20 protein-coding genes and 1 pseudogene are annotated in these 22,153 nt (G+C 59.0%); 10 read left to right on the top strand and 11 right to left on the bottom strand.

The genetic code is table 11. The features are described from left to right. Nucleotides 1-450 (top strand): annotated as a pseudogene (locus NW841_RS02650) (hypothetical protein); the annotation flags it as partial. Here the strand turns inward: NW841_RS02650 and NW841_RS02645 are convergent. Further along, a complete protein-coding gene (locus tag NW841_RS02645) occupies nt 378-1,412 on the bottom strand; it encodes an adenosine deaminase (RefSeq protein ID WP_414364972.1) in 1,035 nt (344 codons plus the stop codon). The pseudogene NW841_RS02650 and the gene NW841_RS02645 sit on opposite strands and share 73 nt — an antisense overlap. Nucleotides 1,413-1,787: 375 nt before the next feature. Here NW841_RS02645 and NW841_RS02640 point away from each other — a divergent pair, with 375 nt between their 5' ends. Further along, entirely contained in the window at nt 1,788-3,401 is a 1,614-nt protein-coding gene (locus tag NW841_RS02640; protein ID WP_414364973.1) for an NAD(P)H-quinone oxidoreductase subunit 4, read from the top strand. Between the two features lie 20 nt (nt 3,402-3,421). On the opposite strand, the gene NW841_RS02635 is transcribed toward NW841_RS02640, so the two are convergent. Further along, nucleotides 3,422-4,030: a Uma2 family endonuclease gene (locus NW841_RS02635; RefSeq protein WP_414385229.1), complete on the bottom strand. Its 609-nt coding sequence runs from the start codon at nt 4,028-4,030 to the stop codon at nt 3,422-3,424. 35 nt (nt 4,031-4,065) lie between these two features. Further along, nucleotides 4,066-4,812: a rhomboid family intramembrane serine protease gene (locus NW841_RS02630; RefSeq protein WP_414385227.1), complete on the bottom strand. Its 747-nt coding sequence runs from the start codon at nt 4,810-4,812 to the stop codon at nt 4,066-4,068. A 161-nt stretch (nt 4,813-4,973) separates the two neighbouring features. Here NW841_RS02630 and NW841_RS02625 point away from each other — a divergent pair, with 161 nt between their 5' ends. Then, entirely contained in the window at nt 4,974-5,648 is a 675-nt protein-coding gene (locus tag NW841_RS02625; protein ID WP_414364979.1) for a response regulator transcription factor, read from the top strand. Between the two features lie 148 nt (nt 5,649-5,796). Here NW841_RS02625 and NW841_RS02620 read toward each other — a convergent pair whose 3' ends face one another. The 7 genes from NW841_RS02620 to NW841_RS02590 all read right to left on the bottom strand — a co-directional run bounded on the left by NW841_RS02620 (nt 5,797) and on the right by NW841_RS02590 (nt 11,950). After that, nucleotides 5,797-6,984 carry a GNAT family N-acetyltransferase gene (locus NW841_RS02620; RefSeq protein ID WP_414364981.1) on the bottom strand — a complete coding sequence of 396 codons (1,188 nt, stop codon included), beginning with the start codon at nt 6,982-6,984 and terminating at the stop codon, nt 5,797-5,799. Nucleotides 6,985-7,160: 176 nt separating this feature from the next. After that, nucleotides 7,161-8,339 (bottom strand): ATP-grasp domain-containing protein, encoded by a 1,179-nt coding sequence (locus tag NW841_RS02615; protein ID WP_414385224.1) that lies wholly within the window; start codon nt 8,337-8,339, stop codon nt 7,161-7,163. After that, nucleotides 8,309-9,040, bottom strand: a complete 732-nt coding sequence (locus NW841_RS02610; protein WP_414364985.1) for an alpha/beta hydrolase-fold protein — start codon at nt 9,038-9,040, stop codon at nt 8,309-8,311. The genes NW841_RS02615 and NW841_RS02610 overlap by 31 nt, the downstream gene beginning before the upstream one ends. A gap of 149 nt (nt 9,041-9,189) precedes the next feature. Next, nucleotides 9,190-9,837 carry an LON peptidase substrate-binding domain-containing protein gene (locus NW841_RS02605; protein ID WP_414364987.1) on the bottom strand — a complete coding sequence of 216 codons (648 nt, stop codon included), beginning with the start codon at nt 9,835-9,837 and terminating at the stop codon, nt 9,190-9,192. A gap of 66 nt (nt 9,838-9,903) precedes the next feature. Next, on the bottom strand, nt 9,904-10,467 hold the full coding sequence (ruvC, locus tag NW841_RS02600) for a crossover junction endodeoxyribonuclease RuvC (protein ID WP_414378395.1): 564 nt from the start codon (nt 10,465-10,467) through the stop codon (nt 9,904-9,906). Further along, a complete protein-coding gene (pgsA, locus tag NW841_RS02595) occupies nt 10,415-10,993 on the bottom strand; it encodes a CDP-diacylglycerol--glycerol-3-phosphate 3-phosphatidyltransferase (RefSeq protein ID WP_414385222.1) in 579 nt (192 codons plus the stop codon). Before pgsA ends, ruvC begins: the two co-directional genes overlap by 53 nt. A gap of 24 nt (nt 10,994-11,017) precedes the next feature. Next, nucleotides 11,018-11,950, bottom strand: a complete 933-nt coding sequence (locus tag NW841_RS02590; protein WP_414385221.1) for a nucleoside hydrolase — start codon at nt 11,948-11,950, stop codon at nt 11,018-11,020. A 431-nt stretch (nt 11,951-12,381) separates the two neighbouring features. On the opposite strand from NW841_RS02590, the gene NW841_RS02585 reads away from it, so the two are divergent. From NW841_RS02585 to NW841_RS02560, 6 genes are all read left to right on the top strand, one after another. Further along, nucleotides 12,382-13,389, top strand: coding sequence for a circadian clock protein KaiA (locus NW841_RS02585; protein ID WP_414378779.1), 1,008 nt, complete (start codon nt 12,382-12,384; stop codon nt 13,387-13,389). Between the two features lies 1 nt (nt 13,390). Further along, complete coding sequence (kaiB, locus tag NW841_RS02580) at nt 13,391-13,693, top strand: circadian clock protein KaiB (RefSeq protein ID WP_011430723.1); 303 nt, start codon at nt 13,391-13,393, stop codon at nt 13,691-13,693. A 25-nt stretch (nt 13,694-13,718) separates the two neighbouring features. Then, on the top strand, nt 13,719-15,323 hold the full coding sequence (gene kaiC, locus NW841_RS02575; protein WP_414366758.1) for a circadian clock protein KaiC: 1,605 nt from the start codon (nt 13,719-13,721) through the stop codon (nt 15,321-15,323). Between the two features lie 413 nt (nt 15,324-15,736). Continuing rightward, on the top strand, nt 15,737-16,759 hold the full coding sequence (thiL, locus tag NW841_RS02570; RefSeq protein ID WP_414385219.1) for a thiamine-phosphate kinase: 1,023 nt from the start codon (nt 15,737-15,739) through the stop codon (nt 16,757-16,759). Nucleotides 16,760-17,011: 252 nt separating this feature from the next. After that, nucleotides 17,012-17,605, top strand: coding sequence for a hypothetical protein (locus NW841_RS02565; RefSeq protein WP_414385217.1), 594 nt, complete (start codon nt 17,012-17,014; stop codon nt 17,603-17,605). An 84-nt stretch (nt 17,606-17,689) separates the two neighbouring features. Continuing rightward, complete coding sequence (locus NW841_RS02560; RefSeq protein WP_414385216.1) at nt 17,690-19,219, top strand: S10 family peptidase; 1,530 nt, start codon at nt 17,690-17,692, stop codon at nt 19,217-19,219. Between the two features lie 10 nt (nt 19,220-19,229). Here the strand turns inward: NW841_RS02560 and cysS are convergent, their stop codons facing one another. Then, entirely contained in the window at nt 19,230-20,762 is a 1,533-nt protein-coding gene (gene cysS / locus NW841_RS02555; RefSeq protein ID WP_414377016.1) for a cysteine--tRNA ligase, read from the bottom strand. Between the two features lie 399 nt (nt 20,763-21,161). Between cysS and NW841_RS02550 the strand changes: the two genes are divergently transcribed. Further along, nucleotides 21,162-22,153, top strand: a 992-nt coding sequence (locus NW841_RS02550) for a LysM peptidoglycan-binding domain-containing protein (protein ID WP_414385214.1), incomplete at its 3' end; no start/stop codon positions are given.

Raw genomic sequence — 22,153 nt, 5'->3', positions numbered from 1 at the left:
GTGAAGGGGATAATTGCCCATTATCCCCACTGGATAGCCCATCCCCAGGCACTCAAGGAGAAACTGTTATCCCTAAAAGCCCGCCATAGCCAAGCGCGCCTGCAGCGCTGGTTTGAGCTCATCGACGCCCAAGACTGGCCGCAGTTTGTGCAGGAGTTGCTGGAGCAGCACTACGATCCCACCTATCGCCACGGCCTGCAGCAACACTTTAACCGCATCCGCGCTCGCCTTGAGCTGCCTGACCTTTCTGAGACCAGCCTACAGGAGGCCGCTGCCCGACTCAGGGGGGATGTCGTTTTGAGCTGCGCCAGCCCTCGCCGGGCAAGCGCGACCAAGTCTGCCGGTGGAAATGTCAAGCAAAGTCCTGTCTGCCCCTCTCAGAGGGAAACTAGGGACTTCGAGGCTGACTGCTGCAGCTCCGACAGCAGCGAGGCCGGGTGCTCTTTGTAGGGCCAGGCAAAAGCGTGACGAAAAGCCGCCTTCTGACAGTGCTTGAGCTGCTCGAAATCAATAATGTCGTGGGTGAGCAGGTTCTCGTACTCAAACGGCAGGCGCACGTTGTGTAGGCCAGCGTTGTCGGTGCAGATGGCGATATCTACCCCCGCGTCGAAGCAGCGGTCGAAGACGATTTTGAGGGGCTCCAAGCTGGGTAGTGTCCCCGTCTTCAGGTAAGTGGTGGGACAGACCTCCAGACATTGGCCGCGCCGCGCCAGCTCTGGCAGCAGCTCTGGGTAGTGGAGAGGGATCTGGATCCCGTGGCCAATCCGCGAGACGTAGGGCAGCAGCTCTGGGTAACAGCCATCCAAAGTCTCATAGAGATGGGCAGTGGTTTTGAGGCCACGGGCCAGGGCATATTTGAACAGCTCAATCCACTCGTCCATGCGTTCGCCGTAGGCCTTGTCTCCCCCCGCCAGGTCGATGGCAGACACGTATTCCGACTCGGCGGCGGCCTCCACCATGGCGCGGTTGATGTGGCTGGGCAGGCGGGAGTGCAAACACACAATCTGGGTGGTGACGATGGGATATTCCCGCTGCTGGCTGGCCTGCCCTACCGTTTCGATAACTTGGCGCATCTGCTTGAGGCGATCCGCCTCGTCCAAGCTGGGATCTGTGCGCAGATAGGGGGTGTAGCGAATTTCTAGATAGGCCAGATCCTCAAAAACATAGGCCCCCCGTAGCAGACGGTAGATGAAATAGGGTAGGCTTTCCAGGGTTTGCACCTGTTCCACCAGCGTGTGCAGCTCCAAGTAATCTTCAAGGGTGTTGCGCGGGCGGGTGTAGAACTCCTCAAACTCGGCGTAGTCGGGAAAGCGTTCTGCCAGAGGGGATCCCTGGCGATGTAGGTAGCGCCACAAAATCCTAGGAACGACTGAACCGCCTAGGTGGCGGTGTAACTCCGCATGCAGTGCCATACTTCAAAGCTTCCCCCAGAGCCCCCCCTCACCGTCCGCCAGAGGCGGACTTGGCTTGGTTGTTAAGTACTATTTCTACTGTTATCCAACAGCAGCGGTCTTGTCCAGGCGCGATTGCGCAGGGTCAGCTAGCCGGGAACCAGGTGATGAGGTTTCCAATAGCCAGGTTTGAGGACCAGGTCAATGCTTGAATCCTGGTCGGGCCCGGCCAGGGATCCCGGCAAACTAGATAAAGAGCCTTAAGATAGAGATAGTTTTGAAGGTTTGCTGAGCAAAGATACTCAGGAGCGATTCTAGTAAAGGGCTGTTGGCTGTAGCCGACGGCAATCCCCCTGGAAGGGTGTGGCATGAACTTAGCGTAACGAGGTTATCTTCATGGCGCTGCCCAGCTTGCACGAATTTCCCTGGCTGACCACGGTCATCGTCTATCCGGTGGTGGCCGCCCTCTTTATTCCGTTGATCCCGGCGCCGGCTGGGGATCCTACCACCCGCGCTTACGCGCAGAAGTTGGCGGAGCGGATCCGCTGGTTTGCCCTGTTCATCGCAGTCACCGACCTGGTCATTTTGCTGGCCGGCTTTTATGTCGGCTACGACCCTAGTCAAACGGGCTTGCAACTGCTGGAGCGCTACACCTGGGTGCCGCAGGTGGGGCTGAGCTGGTCGGTGGGGGCAGATGGCCTTTCCATGCCGCTCATTTTGCTCACGGCTTTTATTACCACGCTTGCCATCTTGGCCGCTTGGCCGGTCACCCTCAAGCCGCGCTTGTTTTATTTTCTGATGTTGGCCATGTACGGCGGGCAGATTGGGGTGTTCGCCGTGCAGGACATGTTGCTCTTCTTCCTGATGTGGGAGCTGGAGCTGATCCCGGTGTATTTGCTCCTCTCCATCTGGGGGGGATACAACCGCCTCTATGCGGCCACCAAGTTCATCCTCTACACCGCCCTCAGCTCGCTGTTTATCCTGGTGGCGGGCTTGGCCATGGCCTTCTACGGGGATCCCATCAGCTTTGACATGACGGATCTGGCCCACAAGGCCTATCCGCTGAGCTTCCAGTTGCTGATGTATGGGGCTTTCCTGATTGCTTATGGGGTGAAGCTGCCCATTTTCCCCCTGCACACCTGGCTGCCCGATGCCCACGGCGAGGCCACAGCGCCGGTTCACATGTTGCTGGCCGGGATCCTGCTCAAGATGGGGGGCTATGCCCTAATGCGCATGAACGCGGGCATGCTGCCGGATGCCCATCTCTACTTTGCGCCGGTCTTAATCGTGCTGGGGGTGGTGAACATCATCTTTGCCGCCCTCACCTCCTTTGCCCAGCGCAACCTCAAGCGCAAGATTGCCTACTCCTCCATCAGCCACATGGGCTTTGTCCTCATCGGTATCGGATCCCTGACCGAAATCGGCATGAGCGGCGCCATGCTGCAGATGATCTCCCACGGGCTGATCGGGGCCAGCCTGTTCTTCTTGGTGGGGGCCACCTACGACCGCACCCATACGTTGGAGCTGGAGGAAATGGGCGGCGTTGGCCTGAAGATGCCCAAGATTTTCTCGATGTTTACCGCTTGCTCGCTGGCCTCTCTGGCCCTGCCTGGCATGAGCGGCTTTGTGGCTGAGCTGATGGTGTTTATCGGCATGGCCACCAGCGATGCCTACTCTCTCCCCTTCCGGCTGGTGGTGGTGTTCCTGGCAGCAGTTGGCGTGATCCTGACTCCTATCTACCTGCTGTCGATGTTGCGGCAGATCTTCTTTGGCCCGGAAAACAAAGAGCTGACCGAACACGAGGAACTGGTGGATGCCGAGCCGCGGGAGGTGTTCATCATTGCCTGTTTGCTCATCCCCATCATCGGCATCGGGTTTTATCCCAAGCTGGTCACTAGCCTCTACGACCAGTCCACCAATGCCCTGGTGGCCTTGCTGCGCCAGGAACTCTCCTCCCTCGGAGCGACGGTTGCCCAAGCCCCTGCCCTTTACAACACTGAGCCAAATTGAGGAGAGGGAAGCCGGTGTAGCTAGCCTTGGCTTTTTTCTCCAATGGGCTTGCGGCTTTCGCCGCCTTGAACTCGCATCCAGCCAAACAACGTTCCGACCGTCAGTTGGATCGTTTGGGCAAAAGCGGGAACGGGGATAACCTCTTGCGGATCCTCATGCACTGTTGGCTGCTGTCCGGCAGGATAGGCGAAAACGACCCTTTCTTCGGGAGCTACGATCCACCCCATCTGGCAGCCGTGGGCCAAGCCAATCAAGATTTTTTTGAGCAGCTTCGTTTGATTTTGATCGGGAGAGAGAATCTCGATCACCCAATCTGGGCAAAAGGGTATGAGGTTTTGAATGGTGCCATCCTCATCCACAGGGATCCGATCCCAGGCAATGACAGAGATATCGGGCACAATTGCATAGCCGGCAAAGGTGGAGCGCAATTCTGGAAAAGCCATCCCTAGCTGAGAAGGCTCCAGTATTTCATTAATAAAGCTGCCCAGTTTCAATTGAAGGCGGCTATGTTTTCCTTGTGGCACGGGCTTCTGGATAATCTCTCCCTCAATGAATTCGCTGGCGGGCTGAGTTTCTGGCTGCCGCAGAAACTCTTCCAGAGTTAGGGGCTTGGCAGACAGACTGACCATAATTTGCTCCTATCAAGCTGGCCTCTGAATACAAATCAAAACGGATCTCTGTCGCGCTGTCGCAGAGTGGCTTGGTAGTCGTAGGGGCTCTTGCCGGAAAACAAACCCATCAGCGGCCCCAAAATAGCTCCAAACACAAAGCCACCCGCATGGGCCCAGTAGGCAATGCCTCCGCCTTCCATGCCAATATTGATAGGAGTCTGCAAGCTGGCAATACCATAAAACGCCTGTTGCACAAACCAAAAACCTAGGAATACCCAGGCAGGAATGTAGACGGTTGTGGTAAAAATGCCCAGGGGTACCAGAGTTAGGATCTCCGCCTGCGGGAAACGCAAGATATAGGCTCCCAACACCCCGGCAATGGCCCCACTTGCCCCCAGCGAAGGAATGGTGGACTCCATATCGAAAAACCACTGGGTTAGGGCGGCCAAAGCTCCACAAGTCAGGTAAAAAATGAGGTAGCGCACATGCCCCAAGCGATCCTCAACATTGTTGCCGAAAACCCACAAAAAGAGCATGTTCCCACCAATATGGAGAAAGCCCCCATGCAAAAATTGCGAGGTAAATAGCGTTACCCACTCGGGGCGCAGCGAAGAGGTGGCCTCCCCCTGAAAGCTGGCCGTCAGTTCCACCGGCACCACCGCCCACTCTCGGAAAAAAGCTACCAGTTCTCGCGGCGATAGGGTAAGCTCATACACAAAAACCAGGATGTTGATAAGCACCAGGGCATAAGTAACGTAGGCAGGGTGGGTGGTTGGGTTGCGATCTTGCAGAGGTACCACAGTCGGGATCCGGTTAACATCACCCTCTAGCCTACCCTGCTAGGCCTTCTCAGGCCTAACTTGAGGCTACACTAGGGTAGCTTGTCGGTGGGATCCCTAAACTGCAAAGGGGTTTTAGCCGTCCCCCCCACAGCCGACAATGGATTTGGAGGAGTGGATCGATGTTTGAGGTCGAGAACCGAACTGCCCCGCTCAAGTTTTTGGTGGTCGAGGATCATCCCGAGGTCGCCCAAAACAATTGCGAGTGGCTGCAACGGATTGCAGCAGATGCTCAATGCATCACAGTCTCCAATCCGATGGACGCCATACTGCGCCTGCAGCGGGAGCAGCCGGACTTGGTAGTAGCCGACTTGCTCTACGGCCAAACCAGTGGCGAACAGTCTGCTGAACCTGGTCTAGAGTTCTTGCGCCACATTTTCGAGAACTATCCTACTTTGAATGTAATGGCCTATTCCAGCGAGCCGCTGCTGCTGACTCCTTTGGTGGGCCTGATCAGCAAACACCAAGGTGGATTTGCCGCAGTCAACAAAATGGAGCGGCGCACTGTGTTTTTGGAGGGGGCCAAAAGTGCCCTCAATGGAGAACTGCGCATGCCCCGTGAGTTGCGCGGCTTGACCAAGCTGACGGAGCGGGAAATCGAGGTCTTGAACCTGCTCTGCAAAGAGGCTCTTACCGACCAGGCCATCGCCGACCGCATCCACACGAGCAAAAAGACCGTACAAAACTGTATTCAAAGGCTCAAAGAGAAGCTGGATATCTTTGGCTCTGAAGATGAGATCAACGCTCGCGTTGCCATGTGTATGGCAGCAGTTCAGAAAAAGCTTATCCAGTGGTAAACCTAGAGGACTTCCAAGCGCTCTAAGACACTGGCGTGCCTGCCCTCAGCTTCCCTGCTTCTGGAGCAGAGAGCCTAGGGTTCAAGCGTATTTTTCCGTAGTCGTCTCGAGCCAGATACGCCCCTTTCCCACCTCCCAAAAGGGCCCCTTATCTCTGGGTCAAGGCAGACAAAGAGGGCAAAACATCCTCTCGAAAGGGAACCTCGTTTTGATTCACCCTCTCCAGCTCAGCCAACATGAGAGGGTTGACGCGGTTCAGATAGGGGATCAGAACCTGTTTTAGCCTGGGGCGGTAGAAACGGTGGTAGCTATACACGGGGGTGGCTGGAAATCCCCGCCGAATCTTGTGGGATCCCCCAGCCCCGGGATCAAAGTTGCGGATCCCTTCGCGGATGGCCAGGGCAATCGGCTCGTAATAGCAAACGTTAAAGTGCAAAAACTTCACCTCCTCCCGGCAGCCCCAGTAGCGCCCAAAGAGGCGATCCCCCTTGCGAACACAAAAAGACATCCCCACCACTTCTGAACCTCGCTCGCCGGCTACCAGCACCAGCCGCTGCCGGTAGTTGGGATAAAGAGCCTCAAAAAAGCGGCGGTTAAGGTATTTGCTCCAGTTCCAGAATTGAGCGCAGGTATTGCTGTAAAAGTCGTACATGAGAGAGAGCAGGCGCGGCGTGATCTCCTCTCCGGTGTAGATCTTGAGTTCTATGCCGCTTTTTTCCATGGCGGCCCGCTCTCGCTTGATGTTGCGCCGCTGGTTGGCGTTGAACTGGCTCAAAAAGTCTTCGTAAGAGCGATAGCCGGGATTGTGCCACTGGTAGTTGTGGGTAATTCGGGGAGTCAATCCATCGGCCTCCAGTTGGGCCCGCCAGTCTAAGTCCACATAGAGCAGGCTGAACACCGAAATATCGTTGTCTTGGCAGAAGCGATCGATAGCAGCCAGCATCGACGGCCACACCTCTGCTTCCGAGTAGTCTGGATGGACAAGAATGCGATAGCCGGTGGCCGGCGTAAAAGGAGCCATGCCAATGAGCTTAGGGTAGTAGCGTTCTCCCAGTTGGCTGGCAACCGCAGCCCACTCTTGGTCGAAGACAAATTCGCCCTGGCTATGGCTTTTCAAATACAAGGGGGCAGCGGCGATCAGTTGCCCATCCGACTCCACCAGCAGGTGACAGGGCAGCCACCCCGTGTTGCGGCTGGCGCAACCGGAAGCTTCTAGGCTGTGCAGCCACTCGTATTCCAAAAATGGAGAGGTGCGCTCCGTCTGCAGCGCTTGCCAGGCAGATGCTGGGATCCCGCGAATATCGTGGCACCAGCGCAATTTCAAACCAGTTGACATTTGCCTGTCCGGATAGACCAACTTGCCCTGCCTCGGCTGGGAGGGGATCCCTCCTCTAAGTTCAACCTAGGATGGAATCCCTGCACCTCAAGGGCCACATCGGCGAAAGCTAGACAACTGCTCTTTGCCCAGCTCAAAACTTTCCCAGCGCTAGACCGTGCCTTTGTTAAGTTATTTTATTCGGGATCCCTGGGCTCGTAGTAGTGGTTGGCCAATTCCAGAGCCATCTGAAACTTCTGCTCACGGGTGAGGTCGGCCCGCCGGGCAATCTGGGCAAAGCGGTTGACATCTGGGGGCAAGAAGTCGAAAGGACGCTGTTCCCGCACAATATCTACGACCAGATCGCAAAGGGCCTGCTGGTAATCGTTATAAAAAATTTCCCCCAAAGCCTTGAGGCGGCCATCAGGCACCGGATTGTTAAAGTCAATGGCTTGCAGCTCTCCCTGCTCGTCAATGAACAGCTCCACCGAGTTCATTTCATAGCCCAATGCCCGATTGATAATCCGGCACGTATCGATAACTTTTTTGCCCATCTCTGGCGTGAGAAACTCTGGATCAAATAAGTACTCACTGGCATCGAACTTACGAAAGATGTATTTAATAGGGATAATCTTTCGGCCAATGCAGAGGGCGCGAATCTGCCAGGGGTAAGGACTTTTAACCTTCTCCTGGATCATCATCACCTGGGATCCGGAGCGGTCGTAAAAGTAGAGGAGCTGCTCCATGTTGTAGGCAATTTCCACCCCAATGGCCTCCCGTCCTTCTGCTGGTTTGATGACAATTGGCCAGCCGAGATCTTCTGCCATCCCCTGCCAATCGAAAAACTTGTGATACTTAAAGTCTTCTGCTTTCAAAGCCGGAGCTTCTTTGGGAGGTAGGATGTAAGTCTTTGGAATGGAGATCCCCAGCTCTTTGACCACCATATAGGCGGCATCCTTGTTGCGCAGGTAGTAGTAGAAGCTAAAGGGGTTGTTGATGAGGTACACTCCCCGAAAAGCAAAGCCCATAAACAGGCCGATAGCCTGCGGGTAAAGGTAGCTGAAGCGATCCAGGATGAGGCGATACTTGGTGCGGTAGTCGAGGTTGACCTCGTGAATGGTGACATGTTCGGCCTGGATCTTGTAGGTTTTGCCGTTGCGAGCTTGAACGGGCGGAAGAGCGTTGAGGCGGGCCAGGGTGTCGTCCCCAAAAGGCTCGCTAAAGTGCAGGCTGCCAACCCAGTAGTCCTCGATCATCAAAAGGCTCTTTTGCTTTGAACCAATGACTATATTTTCTGCAATGTTGGTGCCTTCGCGATTTTCGGCGAGCTCTTCTGGGCGGGATCCTACGCGAAGGCGCGGATTTGCGCTTGCCAAGTGGGCCAGTCGTGATCCCCCTCCCACACCTCCAGGTGATGGGGGATGTGGTTGCGGCGGAGGACTTCTGCCAGGCGCAGGTTGTCGTTGAGGCAGTGGTCACGGTGGGCGGTGAGCAGCTTTAGCTCGGTATTTTGCCCGCCCAGTTGTTCCCAGAGTTGTCGGCTCATGTTGGACATGTAGGCCAAGGGGTTGATGAAGTACAGCTCCTGCTCCGCCGGTTGGGGATCCCAGCCGGTGACAGGGCCGAGGGCCGCTACATCGTAAGGCCCCCCCAGTGCCAGACAGCGGCGCACCAGGCCGGGGTGCCGACAGGTGAGGTTGACGGCGTGGGTGGCCCCCAGAGAGAAGCCTGCCACCACCAGAAAGTCATTTTGTGCTGCGGCCTTGGCGTAGGGGATCAGCTCTTCTACCCAGTGCCGCTCCAGCAAGAGCCAGCGATCCCGCCGTTGGGGCACGTCCAGCTCGCGGTTGAACAAGGTCTCCCAATCCAGGGTTTCCACGCAAAAGGCCTGCAAATAGCCCTGTTCCAAGTGATGGCCGAGGCTGGCGATAATGCCGCGATCTTCCAGGTCGAAAAAACGCCCATTGCTGGTGGGTAGGCAGATGAGCGGGTAGCCGTGATGCCCAAAGTGGAGCATCTCCATTTCCCGGCCCAGAACCCGGGAGGCAAAGCGCAGATAGCGGCGAGGGTAGGACATCGGATCCCTAGACAAAAACTAAACCCCAGCCGGCTTTTGCAGCCGCTGTTGAGACGGGTGGCAACGCGAGGAGCTGGAGGGCTGACAGCCCCCTCGTGGCCTGGGTCTTTCCGTGCAGGTGCAGTCAGCTCAAGCGATCCCAAGAAATTTTAGGAGATTTCGGAGAACAAATCCTTGAGGGCAGTGCGGGCGGCCAAGTGCTTGCGGGTGGACTCGAGGATCTCAGCTTCCCGCCGCAGGCGATTTTCGGTGCTGACCATTTCCAGCAGCGCTTGCTGCTCCCGGGGAGCCCCGTGAAAGTGGCTGGCAATCCAGTAGGACAACTCTATCGGGGTGGTGGGCAGTTGCTCCGGCAGCTCCGTATCCCGCTCCATCAGCTTGCCAGAGAGGCGCACCACATCCTGAAGTAGGGTGGAAACCTGCTGCACCAAGCCCTGCAAATCCGCGGTGGTCGGCTCATCCTCGATCCACTCCACCAGCCCCACCCGGAAGGGTTTCTCCCGCACGTAGTTCAACACCCGGAAGCGCTGCTGCCCCAAGGTCAAAATGTCCATGCGGTCATCCGGCAACCGCTGCACCTGCAACACCTCGGCACAACAGCCCACCCGCACCGGGGATCCCGTCTGGGGATCGAACATCAGCACCCCGAAACGGCGATCCGTCTCCAGGATGGTGTTGATCATCATGCGATAGCGGTACTCGAAAATGTGCAGCGGCAGGGGGCGACCCGGAAACAACACCACCTCTGGCAGGGGAAACAGGGGTAGCTCACGTACGTCCACAGAAGAGGAAGGCATAAGGCTTTGCTTTTTGCGCTACTGAGTCTAGTTTAGCGATCTCGACGGAGCCACACCGACCGATTCCTAAGCAAAGCGGTGGTGCCAAAGGGTGATGGCAATAGCTAGGGCATCGGCAGCATCGTCGGGGCGGGGCAGGCTGGGCAGATTGAGCTCGCGGGCCACAGCGGCTTGCACGGCCTGTTTGTCGGCGCGTCCGTAGCCCGTCAGGCTTTGCTTCACCTGGGCAGGGGTGAACTCCACCGGCACCAGATGATGCTGGGCTAGGACGAGTAGGATCACCCCCCGCGCCTGGGCGATGGGGATGGTGTTGCCCATTTTGTAGAAGAAGAGCTTTTCCAACCCCACCTGATGGGGCTGAAACTGCCGCAGCAGCTCCTTGAGATCCTCGTAGAGGGTTTGCAGCCGTTCCGGGATTGATTGCTCCCCAGGGGTGCTGATGACTCCGTAGTCCAGGGATCGAAGTCCGCCGGCACCTGCCAGGATGCAGCCAAAACCCACTGTCCCCAACCCCGGGTCGAGGCCGAGGATACGCTGCTCGGGGACGCAATCCAAGGACTCCGTCCCGCTGCCGCGATCAGGCAGGGGTTCTCTCCTTGGCAAAGCCGGCAGAGGCATCCGACGCGGCATGGTCGGTGTACAAATACGCCAACCCCGAGATCAGAGTGAGGGCCACCGCCACCCAAAAACAGGGGATCCCGATAGGCCAGTTCAAGATCAGTAGAGCGATAGCCAGGATTTGGGCGACCGTCTTGGCTTTGCCCCAGTGGTTGGCGCCGCGGATCTGGCTTTGGTTGGCCCGCCAACCGGCAATGACCAGCTCTCGCCCCACCAGCAAAAAGACTCCCCAGGCCGGGATCCGCCCCAGCTCCAGCAGGCCCAGCAGCGAGGCCAACACCAGCAGCTTGTCCACCAGGGGATCCAGAACCTTGCCCACATCGGTCACCAACCCATAGCGGCGGGCCAAGTGGCCGTCCAGCCAATCCGTTGCCGCCGCCAGCAAAAACGCCCAGAGGGCCAGTCCTTCCCCCAGCGGGGATCCCAGGCCCAGCCCCAGCAGAATCCAAGGGATCCCTCCAAGGCGCAGCAAGGTGATGGCGGTGGGCAGGTTGAGCCACGCTGGCTTGGGAACTAGGACTGGGCTGGTAGGGTTCACCTCGACCTCCTTCGACGACCTCGACTATCGATAGTGGCCTAAGCGCTCGGTGAGCAGGCGGTAAAACCCCTCGGCATCCACCCCAAAAGCTACCTGCACATTGGCGGGGCGGCCACTCAGCCCCCAGCGATCCACCACTGTCCGACCCAGATTGAGGGGGCTAGCCGTCTCCACCTCCACGTAGCAGGGCTTCAGCTCGAACAACTGCGGCTGCAACAGGTAGGCGACTACACAGGGATCGTGCAGGGGTCCCCCCGGCAGGCCGTAGCGCCGGATGTCGAACTTGCCGTAGAAAGCGAGCATGTCGGCCACTGTCTGCCCCACCCGCGTGCCGAGGGCGCGGATCCGCTCGATCCGCTCCGGCGTACTGAGGACTTGCTGGGTAACGTTCAGGCCCAGCATCACCACCTCGGGGATCCCGGCGCTGAGCACAATCTGGGCGGCGTGGGGATCGGTGAAGATGTTGAACTCGGCGGCAGGGGTGGTGTTCCCCTCAAAGGCAGATCCCCCCATGAACACCAGACGTCGGATGTGCTCCACGATGCGGGGCTGCTGCACCAGGGCCACTGCCAAGTTGGTCATCGGGCCCAGCAGCGCTAGGGTAACCGGCTCCTGCGCCGCCATCAAGGTCTCGATCAGGTACTGCACGGCGTGCAGGGATCCCAGCGGCATCTGCGGCTCCGGCAAGTTGGCCCCGTCGATCCCGCTTCTGCCATGCACCTCTTCGGCGGTCTGCAGCGGGCGCAACAGCGGGCGGGGACAGCCGGCATAGACCCCCATCTGCGGCTGACCGGCCAGCTCGCAGATCTGCCGGGCGTTGCGGCTGGTTTTTTCCACAGAGACATTGCCGGCCACCGTGGTAATGCCCAGCACTTGCAGCTCAGGTGACGCCATTGCCAGCAGCAGGGCCACTGCGTCGTCTTGGCCGGGGTCGCAATCGATGATCAGGGGCACCATAGGGATCCCGGAGGCTTTCTACCCCTATTGACACTTCCCCAACCAAAGGCGGGGGATTGTTACGCAGTCCACACGCGGACTCGTGAAGGCGCTGTCAAGACGCTCCTACCCAGTTCCCTAGGGTAAAGCCCTGAGGTTCTGCTTACTTTGCTGAGCAACGCCCCCACACTATGCCCTGGTCGGGTCTTCCACCAGGGAACGCCAAGCGTTACTGGCTACTATACCAAAGGTCTCGGGCCCGCTGGCGCGAAGGGAGAGCAACTCAAGTTGCTTGCGAGCTTTTCCGCCCCGCCGTGCAAGGCTACCAAGCTGCCCCGCTGTGTAGGCGGCAATGGCCCGTTCTCCTTGAGTCTCTCTGGAGACCAAGGCAGATTCCGGCCAGGTTTAAGAAGATTTAAGATCGAAGTTAGCTCTTATCGTTTTATATCCTGTTGAAGCCCGACACCCACCCACTGCACATCAGCCTTTTGCTCGATTGGGAGCCGCCTGCTGGAGAGCCACTGGCGGCAGAGGCTTTGTTGTCGCCAGAACGCTTTGTGGCTGAGGTCTTCCAGGAGCCGGAAGCCTTTCTGGAGGCTCTGCAAGGGGAGGAAAACCATCCAGACTGCCTAGTGCTGCTGGTGGACGCGACGCGGCTGGACAAGCTGGAGGCGTTGGGCTGTCAGCTTTGCAAACAGGGACTGTTGCTGCCGACAGTGGTGGCCATTGTGTCGGAAGAGCTCAAACCGGAAGGCGGCGCCAGCCGCTCCGGTGAACCATCCTCCCCCCCTGTTCCTCCAGGGGCAAGAGCTCTGCTCAAGCGGGAGCGGTTTTTCTACCACAACGCCACCCTGGTTCGTCTCGTCTCGCCGTCAGAGCTGTTGCCGCCAAAGGGATCCCAGGCCACTCCTTCTGCTTCTCCCTCTCCCTTGGAGCTGCTGATCAACCGAGCCATTGCCCTGTTTCTCCAGATTGCTCCCACCTGCAGCCTGCCTGCAGCAAACCCTTACCCCAAGGATCAGCCCTACCTGCTCTACACGCACCAGCAGCAGCGGCGGCTGGCGGAAAAGCTGCGGGAACGCCTCGGCTACGCCGGCGTGTACTACCATCGGGATCCGGAGCTGTTTTACCGCCACCTGCCCCCCGACGAGCAGCAGGCCCTCATGCGGCGGCTGCGCAACCTTTACCAGGCGATTGTCCTGGAGTATTTTCAGTCCCCTGAGACCGTCAATGCCCGCATCGACGAGCTGGTGGCCCTTGCCTTTTTTGCCGACATCGGCGCTGCCCAACTGTTGGAGCTGCACATGAACCTGATGGAGGATTTTGCCAAACAACTGAAACTGGAGGGCCGCAGCGAAGAGATCCTGCTGGATTACCGCCTCACTCTCATCGACGTGATGGCCCACCTGAGCGAAATGTACCGTCGCTCCATTCCCAAACCTGCCCCAAGGGATCCCTAACATGTCCACTCGCAAAGCCTATGTCCTCAAGCTCTATGTGGCGGGCAATACCCCCAATTCTCTGCGCGCCCTCAGCACCTTGCAAGACATCTTGGAAAAGGAGTTCCGCGGCGTGTACAGCCTGAAGGTGATCGACGTCTTGAAAAATCCGCAACTGGCGGAGGAAGATAAGATCTTGGCGACACCGACCTTGGCCAAAATTCTGCCGCCACCGGTGCGGAAAATTATCGGTGATCTGTCCAACCGCGAGAAAGTGCTCATCGGCCTAGATTTGCTCTACGAAGAATTGGACGAAGAGGCTTAAGACAGGTTTTAGGAGAGAGAGGGGAATGAACCAACCATTGGGGCCTTCTGAGCCAGAAAAGCTGCAAGATAACGCCGCGGAGGGGATCCCATCGAGCTCCTTCCTAGGCGGGTCAGAGCTGCGGGGGATCCCGAAAAAACAGACGGGCATCGAGGGCTTCGAAGACATTAGCCACGGCGGGCTGCCCTTGGGGCGCACCACCCTGGTCAGCGGTACCTCTGGCACCGGCAAAACGCTGTTTGCCCTCCAGTTTCTCTACAACGGCATCGTCAAGTACCAAGAGCCGGGGATCTTCGTCACCTTTGAGGAAACCCCTGCCGACATCATCCGCAACGCCTCCAGCTTCGGCTGGGACCTTCAAGCCCTTATCGACAAAGGCCAGCTCTTTATTCTGGATGCTTCCCCGGATCCAGAGGGATACGAGGTGAGCGGCAACTTCGACCTGTCGGCCCTCATCGAGCGCATTCAATATGCCATCCGCAAATACAAAGCCAAGCGGGTTGCCATCGACTCGGTGACGGCCATCTTTCAGCAATACGACCCTGCCGGCGTGGTGCGGCGGGAGCTGTTCCGCCTGACGGCCCGCCTCAAACAGGCCAATGTCACCACAGTGATGACCACCGAGCGCACCGACGAGTACGGCCCCATTGCCCGCTACGGTGTGGAGGAGTTTGTCTCCGACAACGTGGTGATTCTGCGCAACATTCTGGAGGGGGAAAAGCGGCGGCGCACCATTGAGATCCTGAAACTGCGGGGCACCACCCACATGAAGGGGGAATATCCCTTCACCATCACCAACGAGGGGATCAACATCTTCCCGCTGGGAGCCATGCAACTGACGCAGCGCTCCTCCAATGTGCGCGTCTCCTCCGGCATCGAGAAGCTGGACGAAATGTGCGGCGGCGGCTTCTTCAAAGACTCAATTATCCTGGCCACCGGCGCCACCGGCACGGGCAAAACCTCGCTGGTGAGCAAGTTCCTGGAGCGGGGCTGCCTGGACGGAGAGCGCTGCATCCTCTTTGCCTACGAAGAGTCGCGGGCACAGCTTTCCCGCAATGCCTCTTCTTGGGGTATTGACCTAGAGGAGTTCGAGCGGCAGGGCCTCCTCAAGATTATCTGCGCTTACCCGGAGTCCGCCGGCCTGGAAGACCACCTGCAGAAGATCAAAACCGAGATGATGGCCTTCAAGCCCTCCCGCATGGCCATCGACTCGCTGTCGGCGCTGGCGCGGGGGGTGAGCCAAAATGCTTTCCGGCAGTTTGTTATCGGGGTAACCGGCCTGGCCAAGCAGGAGGAGATCACCGGCTTTTTCACCAATACCACCGACCAGTTCATGGGATCCCATTCCATTACTGAGTCCCACATCTCCACCATCACCGACACAATCATCCTGTTGCAGTATGTGGAGATTCGGGGCGAGATGGCGCGGGCTCTCAACGTGTTTAAAATGCGGGGATCCTGGCACGACAAAGGCATCCGCGAATATTTGATTTCCGATTCGGGCATTCAAATTCGCGATTCCTTCCGTGGCTACGAGCGGATTATCAGTGGATCCCCAACCCGCATCAATGTGGATGAGAAAAACGAGCTGTCTCGAATTGTGCAAAATGTACAATCTCTGGATGATTGAGGGGCCTAGCGGTCACCAGCTCCTTGCAACCAACCGCCGGCAGATAAGAATCTTAGGGTTGTGAGTCGCTCCGGACTTTTTCGGCTGCTTGACATTCCCCCAACTACAGTCGGGGGATTCTTACGCAGCCCATAGACAAACTCGCAAAGGCGCTGTCAAGACGCCCCTAGACGGTTCCTTGGAACCCAGTCTCAAGGTTCCGCTTACTTGTTGACTGACAGCACTGTCCGGGTCTTTCACCGGGGTGGGTGCTTGCTTAGAATTATGGCATTGGCGAGCGACTCAAGTCGCTCAAGGACTACGTCCTGCTAACGCGAACGGGCTTTTCCGCCCCGTACTACTCGCGTCAGCGGTGCGGAGCGCTTAGTACGAGGCTAGCAAGCTACCCCGCTGTGTATCCGCAAAGGGCTCCTTTGTTTTTCGATCCTCCGGGTCGTCCTCCCCAACCCAGCGGCGACCTTTCTCCCCTGCCGATCTCGGCAATTGGCGAGGCAGGGCTGTTGCAGATCGTACAGCGCTACTGCCCTGACCAGGTGGTGGGGGATGACGCGGCAGTGTTGGCCGCTCCCAAGGGGCAGTTGGTGGTGACCACCGATGTCTTGGTGGAGGGGGTTCACTTTAGCGACTTAACCACCCCGGCCCATGCAGTGGGCTGGCGCGCGGTGGCAGCCAATCTCTCGGATCTGGCGGCGATGGGATCCCGTCCCCTGGCTTTGCTGGTGGGCCTGGGCCTGCCGGGATCCACGCCGGTGGCTTGGGTGGAGGAGCTCTATCGAGGGATGCAAGCCTGTTGTGCCCCTTGGGGAGCGGAATTGGTAGGGGGGGATCTGTGTCGGTCGCCGCAGCGGTTTGTGGCGATCACGGCTCTGGGATCGGTACAGCCGGGGCGGGCTATTGAGCGCAAACGGGCCCAGCCGGGCGATTGGCTGATCGTAACAGGGCCCCATGGCGACGCGCGGGCCGGCCTGGAGCTGCTGCTCCATCCCGAACAGGGATCCTCAGCCGCGGCAGCCGAGCGAGAGCAGTTAATCAGGGCGCACCAATATCCGCGCCCGCGCTTGGATCTATTACCCCTTTTGGAAGGGATCCCGGATCCTTTGCGCCTGGCCGGCATGGACACCAGCGATGGCTTGGCAGATGCTCTGGTGCAGGTGTGCCAGACCAGTGGGGTGGAGTCGCGGATCGAGGCGGAGCGGATCCCGATTTCGGCGGCTTTGCAACATGTTTTTCCGGGCCAAGCCCTGGAGTGGGCGCTCTACGGCGGGGAAGATTTTGAGCTGTTGCTCAGCGCCGAGCCCGCGCTGGCCCAGCGCCTTCTGGAACAGTTGCCGGGGGCGACCTGGATTGGGGAAGTAACCGGCTGGGATCCGCAGGGAACGGTGTGGTTGAGTGACGGACAACCCCTCAGCCGCCAGCACGCCTTCCAGCACTTTTGAGCCCCATCCCCCCTCTCCCGCTGGGAGAGGGGCTGGGGGTGAGGGCCGTGCGCCTCAATTCAAGTTGAACAAGTAGGCTTTCGGGCTGCCCAAAACTGCCCAAAGTTGCAGATAAAGCTACCCACCCCGGAAAAGGGGCTGGCACTTTGATTCGATAACCTAGAAGTTATGGAGAGATCTGCACAGGGAAGGCAACTGGCCCCGCAAGGCCACAGACACCCGCCAGAACCCTGGAGAATTAGGAGATTTGCAATGAAAGCTATCTTAGCAGCCGCTGTGATGGGTTGGGCAGGGATCCCTCTGCTGGCCCCCTTGCCGGTGGTGGCCCAGCCGCTTTTTGAATTGGGCACCTACCGCCTTGAGCAGGGGACGATCATTCCCGTCGGCAGCCTCAGCAGCGAAGGGCCGCAATACTTTTATCCAGACACCATCTATCCCCTGGAAGTGGCCGTCACGCAAAACATTTTCGACAACCAGGGGCGTTTGGTGATCCCGGCTGGCAGCCGCGTCTTCGGGCAGATGGAGCCGGCGCCGGGCGGATCCCGCTTTGTTGCCACTGCCATCGTCCTCGGGGGTCGCACCTATAGCCTGCGGGCTGTTTCCAACATTCTTCACGACGAGAAAGATCCCCGGCAGTATTCGGCTGAGGCCATCGCCCAGGATGCGGCCATTGGGGCAGCCGCAGGCACCCTTTTGGGAGCCATCACCGGCGGTGTCTCGGCGGGCAATGTCCTGGCAGGGGCAGCGGCTGGCGTAGTGGTAGGCAATGTTACCGCTCCCCAGGTGGTGGTGCTGCGCCCCGGCCAATCTTTTAATCTGACCTTGGAAGCGCCGCTCACCCTGTAACCCTCGGCTCCTGTTCCAAGGCAGGGGTGGAGATCTGGCAACTTGTGATTTACTGGATAGGCAAGTTGCAGCTCCCGTGTCTCTATGCCTGCAGAATCTAAGTCCACTCCTGTCTTGCACACCACAGAGCACACGTTCAACGCTGGGGGGGAGTCCTTCCCCTACAGGGCGGTGGCTGGCTGGCAGACGCTCTTCCGCCGAGAAAAGCCGGTGGCCGAGATCTTTCACGTCGCTTATCTGAGGCAGGATTCTGACTCCCCGCACCGCCCGCTGACTTTTGTTTTCAACGGCGGGCCGGGGGCCGCCTCTGCCTATTTGCACATGGGATCCCTGGGGCCGAGACGGATTTGCTTTGGGCCCAACGGCAGCCTGCCGCCCTCGCCGGTGCAACTGGTGGATAACGCCGAAAGTTGGCTGCTGTTTTCTGATTTGGTCTTCGTCGATCCGGTGGGGACAGGCTTTAGCCGCGCCCTGCCCAAAGAGTCTCAAGACGCCAAAAGTTCTCAGGAAAAATCCGATCCGGCGGCCAAGCCCACTCAGCCGGAGGAGAAGGAGGAGGAGCCCCCCAAAGAAGCACCCTTCTGGGACGTGGAGCGGGATTTGCAATCTTTGGGCGAGTTTATCCAGGGCTTCCTCTCGCGGTATAAGCGCTGGCTCTCTCCCATTTTCATTGCCGGTGAGAGCTACGGGGGATTTCGGGTGGCGCGGCTGGCCAAGGAGCTGCAAGCCAAGTTTGGGGTGGGCCTGTCAGGAGCGATTCTCATCTCGCCGGCCATCGAGTTCGGGCTGCTGGAGACCACCGATTACAACCTCAGCACCTGGGCAACCCTGTTCCCCTCCTATGTAGCCACGGCGGCCTATCACGGGCGGTGTGGCTGGGGGGAGGATTTGCAGATCTTGCTGCCCAAAGCAGAAAGCTTTGCCCGCCAGCGGCTGTTGCCTCTTTTGGCCATGGGGGAGGCGATGCCAGAGGCAGAGCGGCAGGCCATCTACACAGAGATGGCGGCAGGGATCGGACTCTCACCTGAGTATGTGGCCCACAAAGGCGGTCGGATCGACCCGGCCAGCTTTGCCCGCGAGCTGTTGCGCTCCCAGCGGCTGGTGTTGGGGCTGTACGATGCTTCCGTCACCACGGTGGATCCCTTTCCGGATCGGCCTACCTTCGAGGGATCCGATCCCACCTTGGATGGGGTAGATCGCCTCTTTACCGCCGCCATCAACAGCCACCTGCGGGAGACCCTCCAGGTGGACACAGACTTGACCTACCACCTCCTGAACTTAGAGGTGTTCAAGTCCTGGCGGTTTACCCCCAAAGGGGAACTCAAGCAAGGGTTTATTGGCGCCATGGACGAGCTGCGCAGCAGCATGGCCCTCAATCCCCACCTGCGGGTGAGCATTCACCACGGCTTCTACGACCTGGTCACCCCTTACTTTGCCTCCAACCACTTGGTGGACTTGATGAAGCTGGATCCCCGCCTCAAGGCCAACCTTCTCTTGCGCCACTACCGCGGCGGCCACATGTTCTACACCTGGGATCCCTCGCGAGTGGAGTGGTTTGCCGAGATGCGCCAGTTCTACCACCAGGTCGTTTCCGGCCTAAGGATCCCTTCGTGATGGGCAACCCCTACTCCCGCAGCCAACGGGTGGTGCCGTCTTTTTGGTCGATGAGGGTGATTCCCAGGGCCTTTAACTGCTCCCGGATTCGATCCGCCTCGGCAAAGTTTTTCGCCCTGCGGGCTGCCGTGCGTTGGGCCACCAGCTCCTCAATCTGCTTTTCTTCGAGGGGTGGAAGCTTGGCCAGTTCCCCATTGGCGACGGCTTTCTCGGATCCCTGGGCGGTGGCAGGCTGGGGCCAGCAGAAGCCCAGCGTGGTCAGGATCTCCAGCAGGGCGGCGCTCTTCTGCCTCAGCACCTGCGGCTGCAGGTGGGTGTGGCCCTGGTGGGTCAAGAGGTTGTGCTCACGGATCAGTTCTTTGGCCAGCTCAAAGGCAAGGGCCAGCGCCCCAGGGGTGCCAAAATCATCGTCCATAGCCGCCTGAAAGGCTTGCATCGCCTCGCAATCGGGAGATGCCGTCTGGCAAAACTGCTCGGCGCAGTGGATCCCTTTCTCCAGGGTTTCCCAGCCGCGGCTGGCTGCCTGCATCGCCGGCTCGGTGAGGTCAATCGGGCTGCGGTAATGGGTCTGGAGCAGGAACAGCCGCAGGGCCATGGGGTGATAGACGGCAAGCGCCTGGCGTAGGGTGGTGAAGTTGCCCAACGATTTGGACATCTTCTGGCCGTTGACGTTGACAAAGCCGTTGTGCATCCAGTACTTGGCCAGCGGCTTGCCGGTAATCGGCTCCGATTGGGCCAGCTCGTTCTCGTGGTGGGGAAAAATGAGATCCGCTCCGCCGGCGTGAATGTCGATGTGATCCCCTAAGTTTTCCCGCACCATGGCCGAGCATTCGATGTGCCAGCCCGGACGTCCCCAACCCCAGGGAGACTCAAACCCCGGCTCAGAAGGGGGAGCCGCCTTCCAAAGAGCAAAATCGAAGGGATCCTGTTTGCCAGCCCCTTCCTCTCCCACCCGGCCACTGGCCCCTGCCTCCAGCTCCTCTAGCTTGCGACCGGAGAGCTGGCCGTAGTCCGGGAATTTACGGACGGCGTAGTAGACATCGTAAGCAGGGATCTCCGCCTGACGGGCAAGGGGATCCCGTACCCGGTAGGCAAAGCCCTTGAGCTCCAGCGATTGGATCAGCTCGAACATCGCCCGCAGCGATCGGGTTGCCCTGGGGTAGAGATCGGCCCGCTTGATGTTGAGGCGATCCATATCTTGGAAATACTCGGCGATGAAGCGTTCCGCCACCGCCTGCATCGATTCGCCCCGCTCTAAGGCCCGCTTGAGGATCTTGTCGTCCACATCGGTAAAGTTCTGCACATACTTCACCCGGTAGCCCCGCCACTCCAGGTAACGACGCACCATGTCCCACACTACATAGGTGCGCGCGTGGCCGAGGTGGCAGAGATCGTAAACTGTAACGCCGCAGACATACATCCGCACCAGGGGCTTCTCCCCGCCAGCCGCCTCGTCGGCAGACATGGGCTCAGAGCCACCGGCTGACAGGGGCTGAAACACTTCCTTACGGCGAGTCAAGGTGTTGTAGACAACTAAAGTCATGGAGAGTCCTGGTTTGTAGTTTCAGCTACAGCAAAGCGGGCTTTATCTTCCAGGTAAGCACGATGGCACATTCTGTCCTGCATCAGATAAGGCTCGACAAAATCTCAACGGGCCGGAGGCTGCAATCATTGGGGGACAAGCATCTCAGCTGAAACTACCTGTGAAGACTTGTCTAGATTTATTAACTACGGTACTCTAACCTGAGTGCGAACCAATCTGTTCATTATCGAACTGCGCTTGGGCTTCGCCAGTCTTGGTGGAGCTTGCTGCAAGGGGACGCTGGCCTCAATTTTGACATCTTCTCTTCCACTCTAGTATCAGCCTATTGGTGTGAGGATGCCCCAAAGATTGACGTTCTCAAATGCCCAGAGGAGTGAGCTGGACATCCAGGGTGCTGCCGTGAGCACCCTTTCTCCGCCCGAGGATCCGGCAGGGATCCCGACTGCTCAGGAGCGGGCTGCCGAGGGGTGGGAGCCGGCACTTCTCTCTGCCCCGTCAAGACTCCGGTGGGCTGGCTTAGCCCTTTCTCTCAGCTTAACGGGCCTGGTGTGGCTCCTAAAGCTGGAGGCGGATCCCTGCGCCGATGCCCTGGAAGAGTCGGGGCCGGCCCCCTCCGATGAGCCAGCCGAGCCAGAAAATCCAGATCCCTCGACCTTGGCTCCGGCGCGACGGGGCTATCCGATGTGGACCACCGGCCTCTTGCTCATGTTGGGCTTGGCGGGGGCGGCCACGCTGCATCAACGTCAGCTTTCTCGCCACCCCTGGGGATCCCAGCTGGCGGAGCCGATTCCCCCCTCGGTGCACACGCTGTCCGGCGCCCTGCAGCAGAACTACGAGCAAAAAAAAGTCCAACTGCGGCAAGCCTTCGAGGCTGGCCAGATCCCAAGCGGGGAAGGGCCTCGAGGCATTCTCGAGCATGAGGTGCAGCCGGGAGAAACCCTCTGGCAACTAACCCAGATGTACCAGCTCGATGCTGCCGCCATCACTGTCTCCAACGGCATTCAAGCCAGTACGCCGCTGCAGCCAGGGCAGAAGTTGCTGATCCCCAGCCAGCCAGGATTGATCTACAGCGTCAAGCCAGGGGACACCCTGGAAGACATTGCCAACCGCTATCGGGTTCCGCAGCAGCGGATCATCGAGGCAACCCCCCTGGATCGGCCGGAGTATCTGCGCATTGGCCAACGACTGCTCATCCCTGGCGATGTGGGCGAGCTAATCCGGCGCGAGAAAGAGAGGATCGCCGCCCAGAAGGCCCGCGAGGCGGAAGAACGCCGCCGCCAGGAGGAAGAGGCGCAACGCCAAGCCGAACAAAAGCGGCAGGCCCTCTTGGCCGGTGGCTCCCTGACCCACACGGTGGGAGCCGGTGACACCATCGAGCGGATCGCCGCTCG

The sequence above is a fragment of the Synechococcus sp. H60.3 genome (assembly GCF_047462295.1).
Lineage (GTDB): Bacteria > Cyanobacteriota > Cyanobacteriia > Thermostichales > Thermostichaceae > Thermostichus.
The sequence above is the reverse complement of the archived record's forward strand: the minus strand, read 5'-3'. Positions and strand labels throughout refer to the sequence as shown.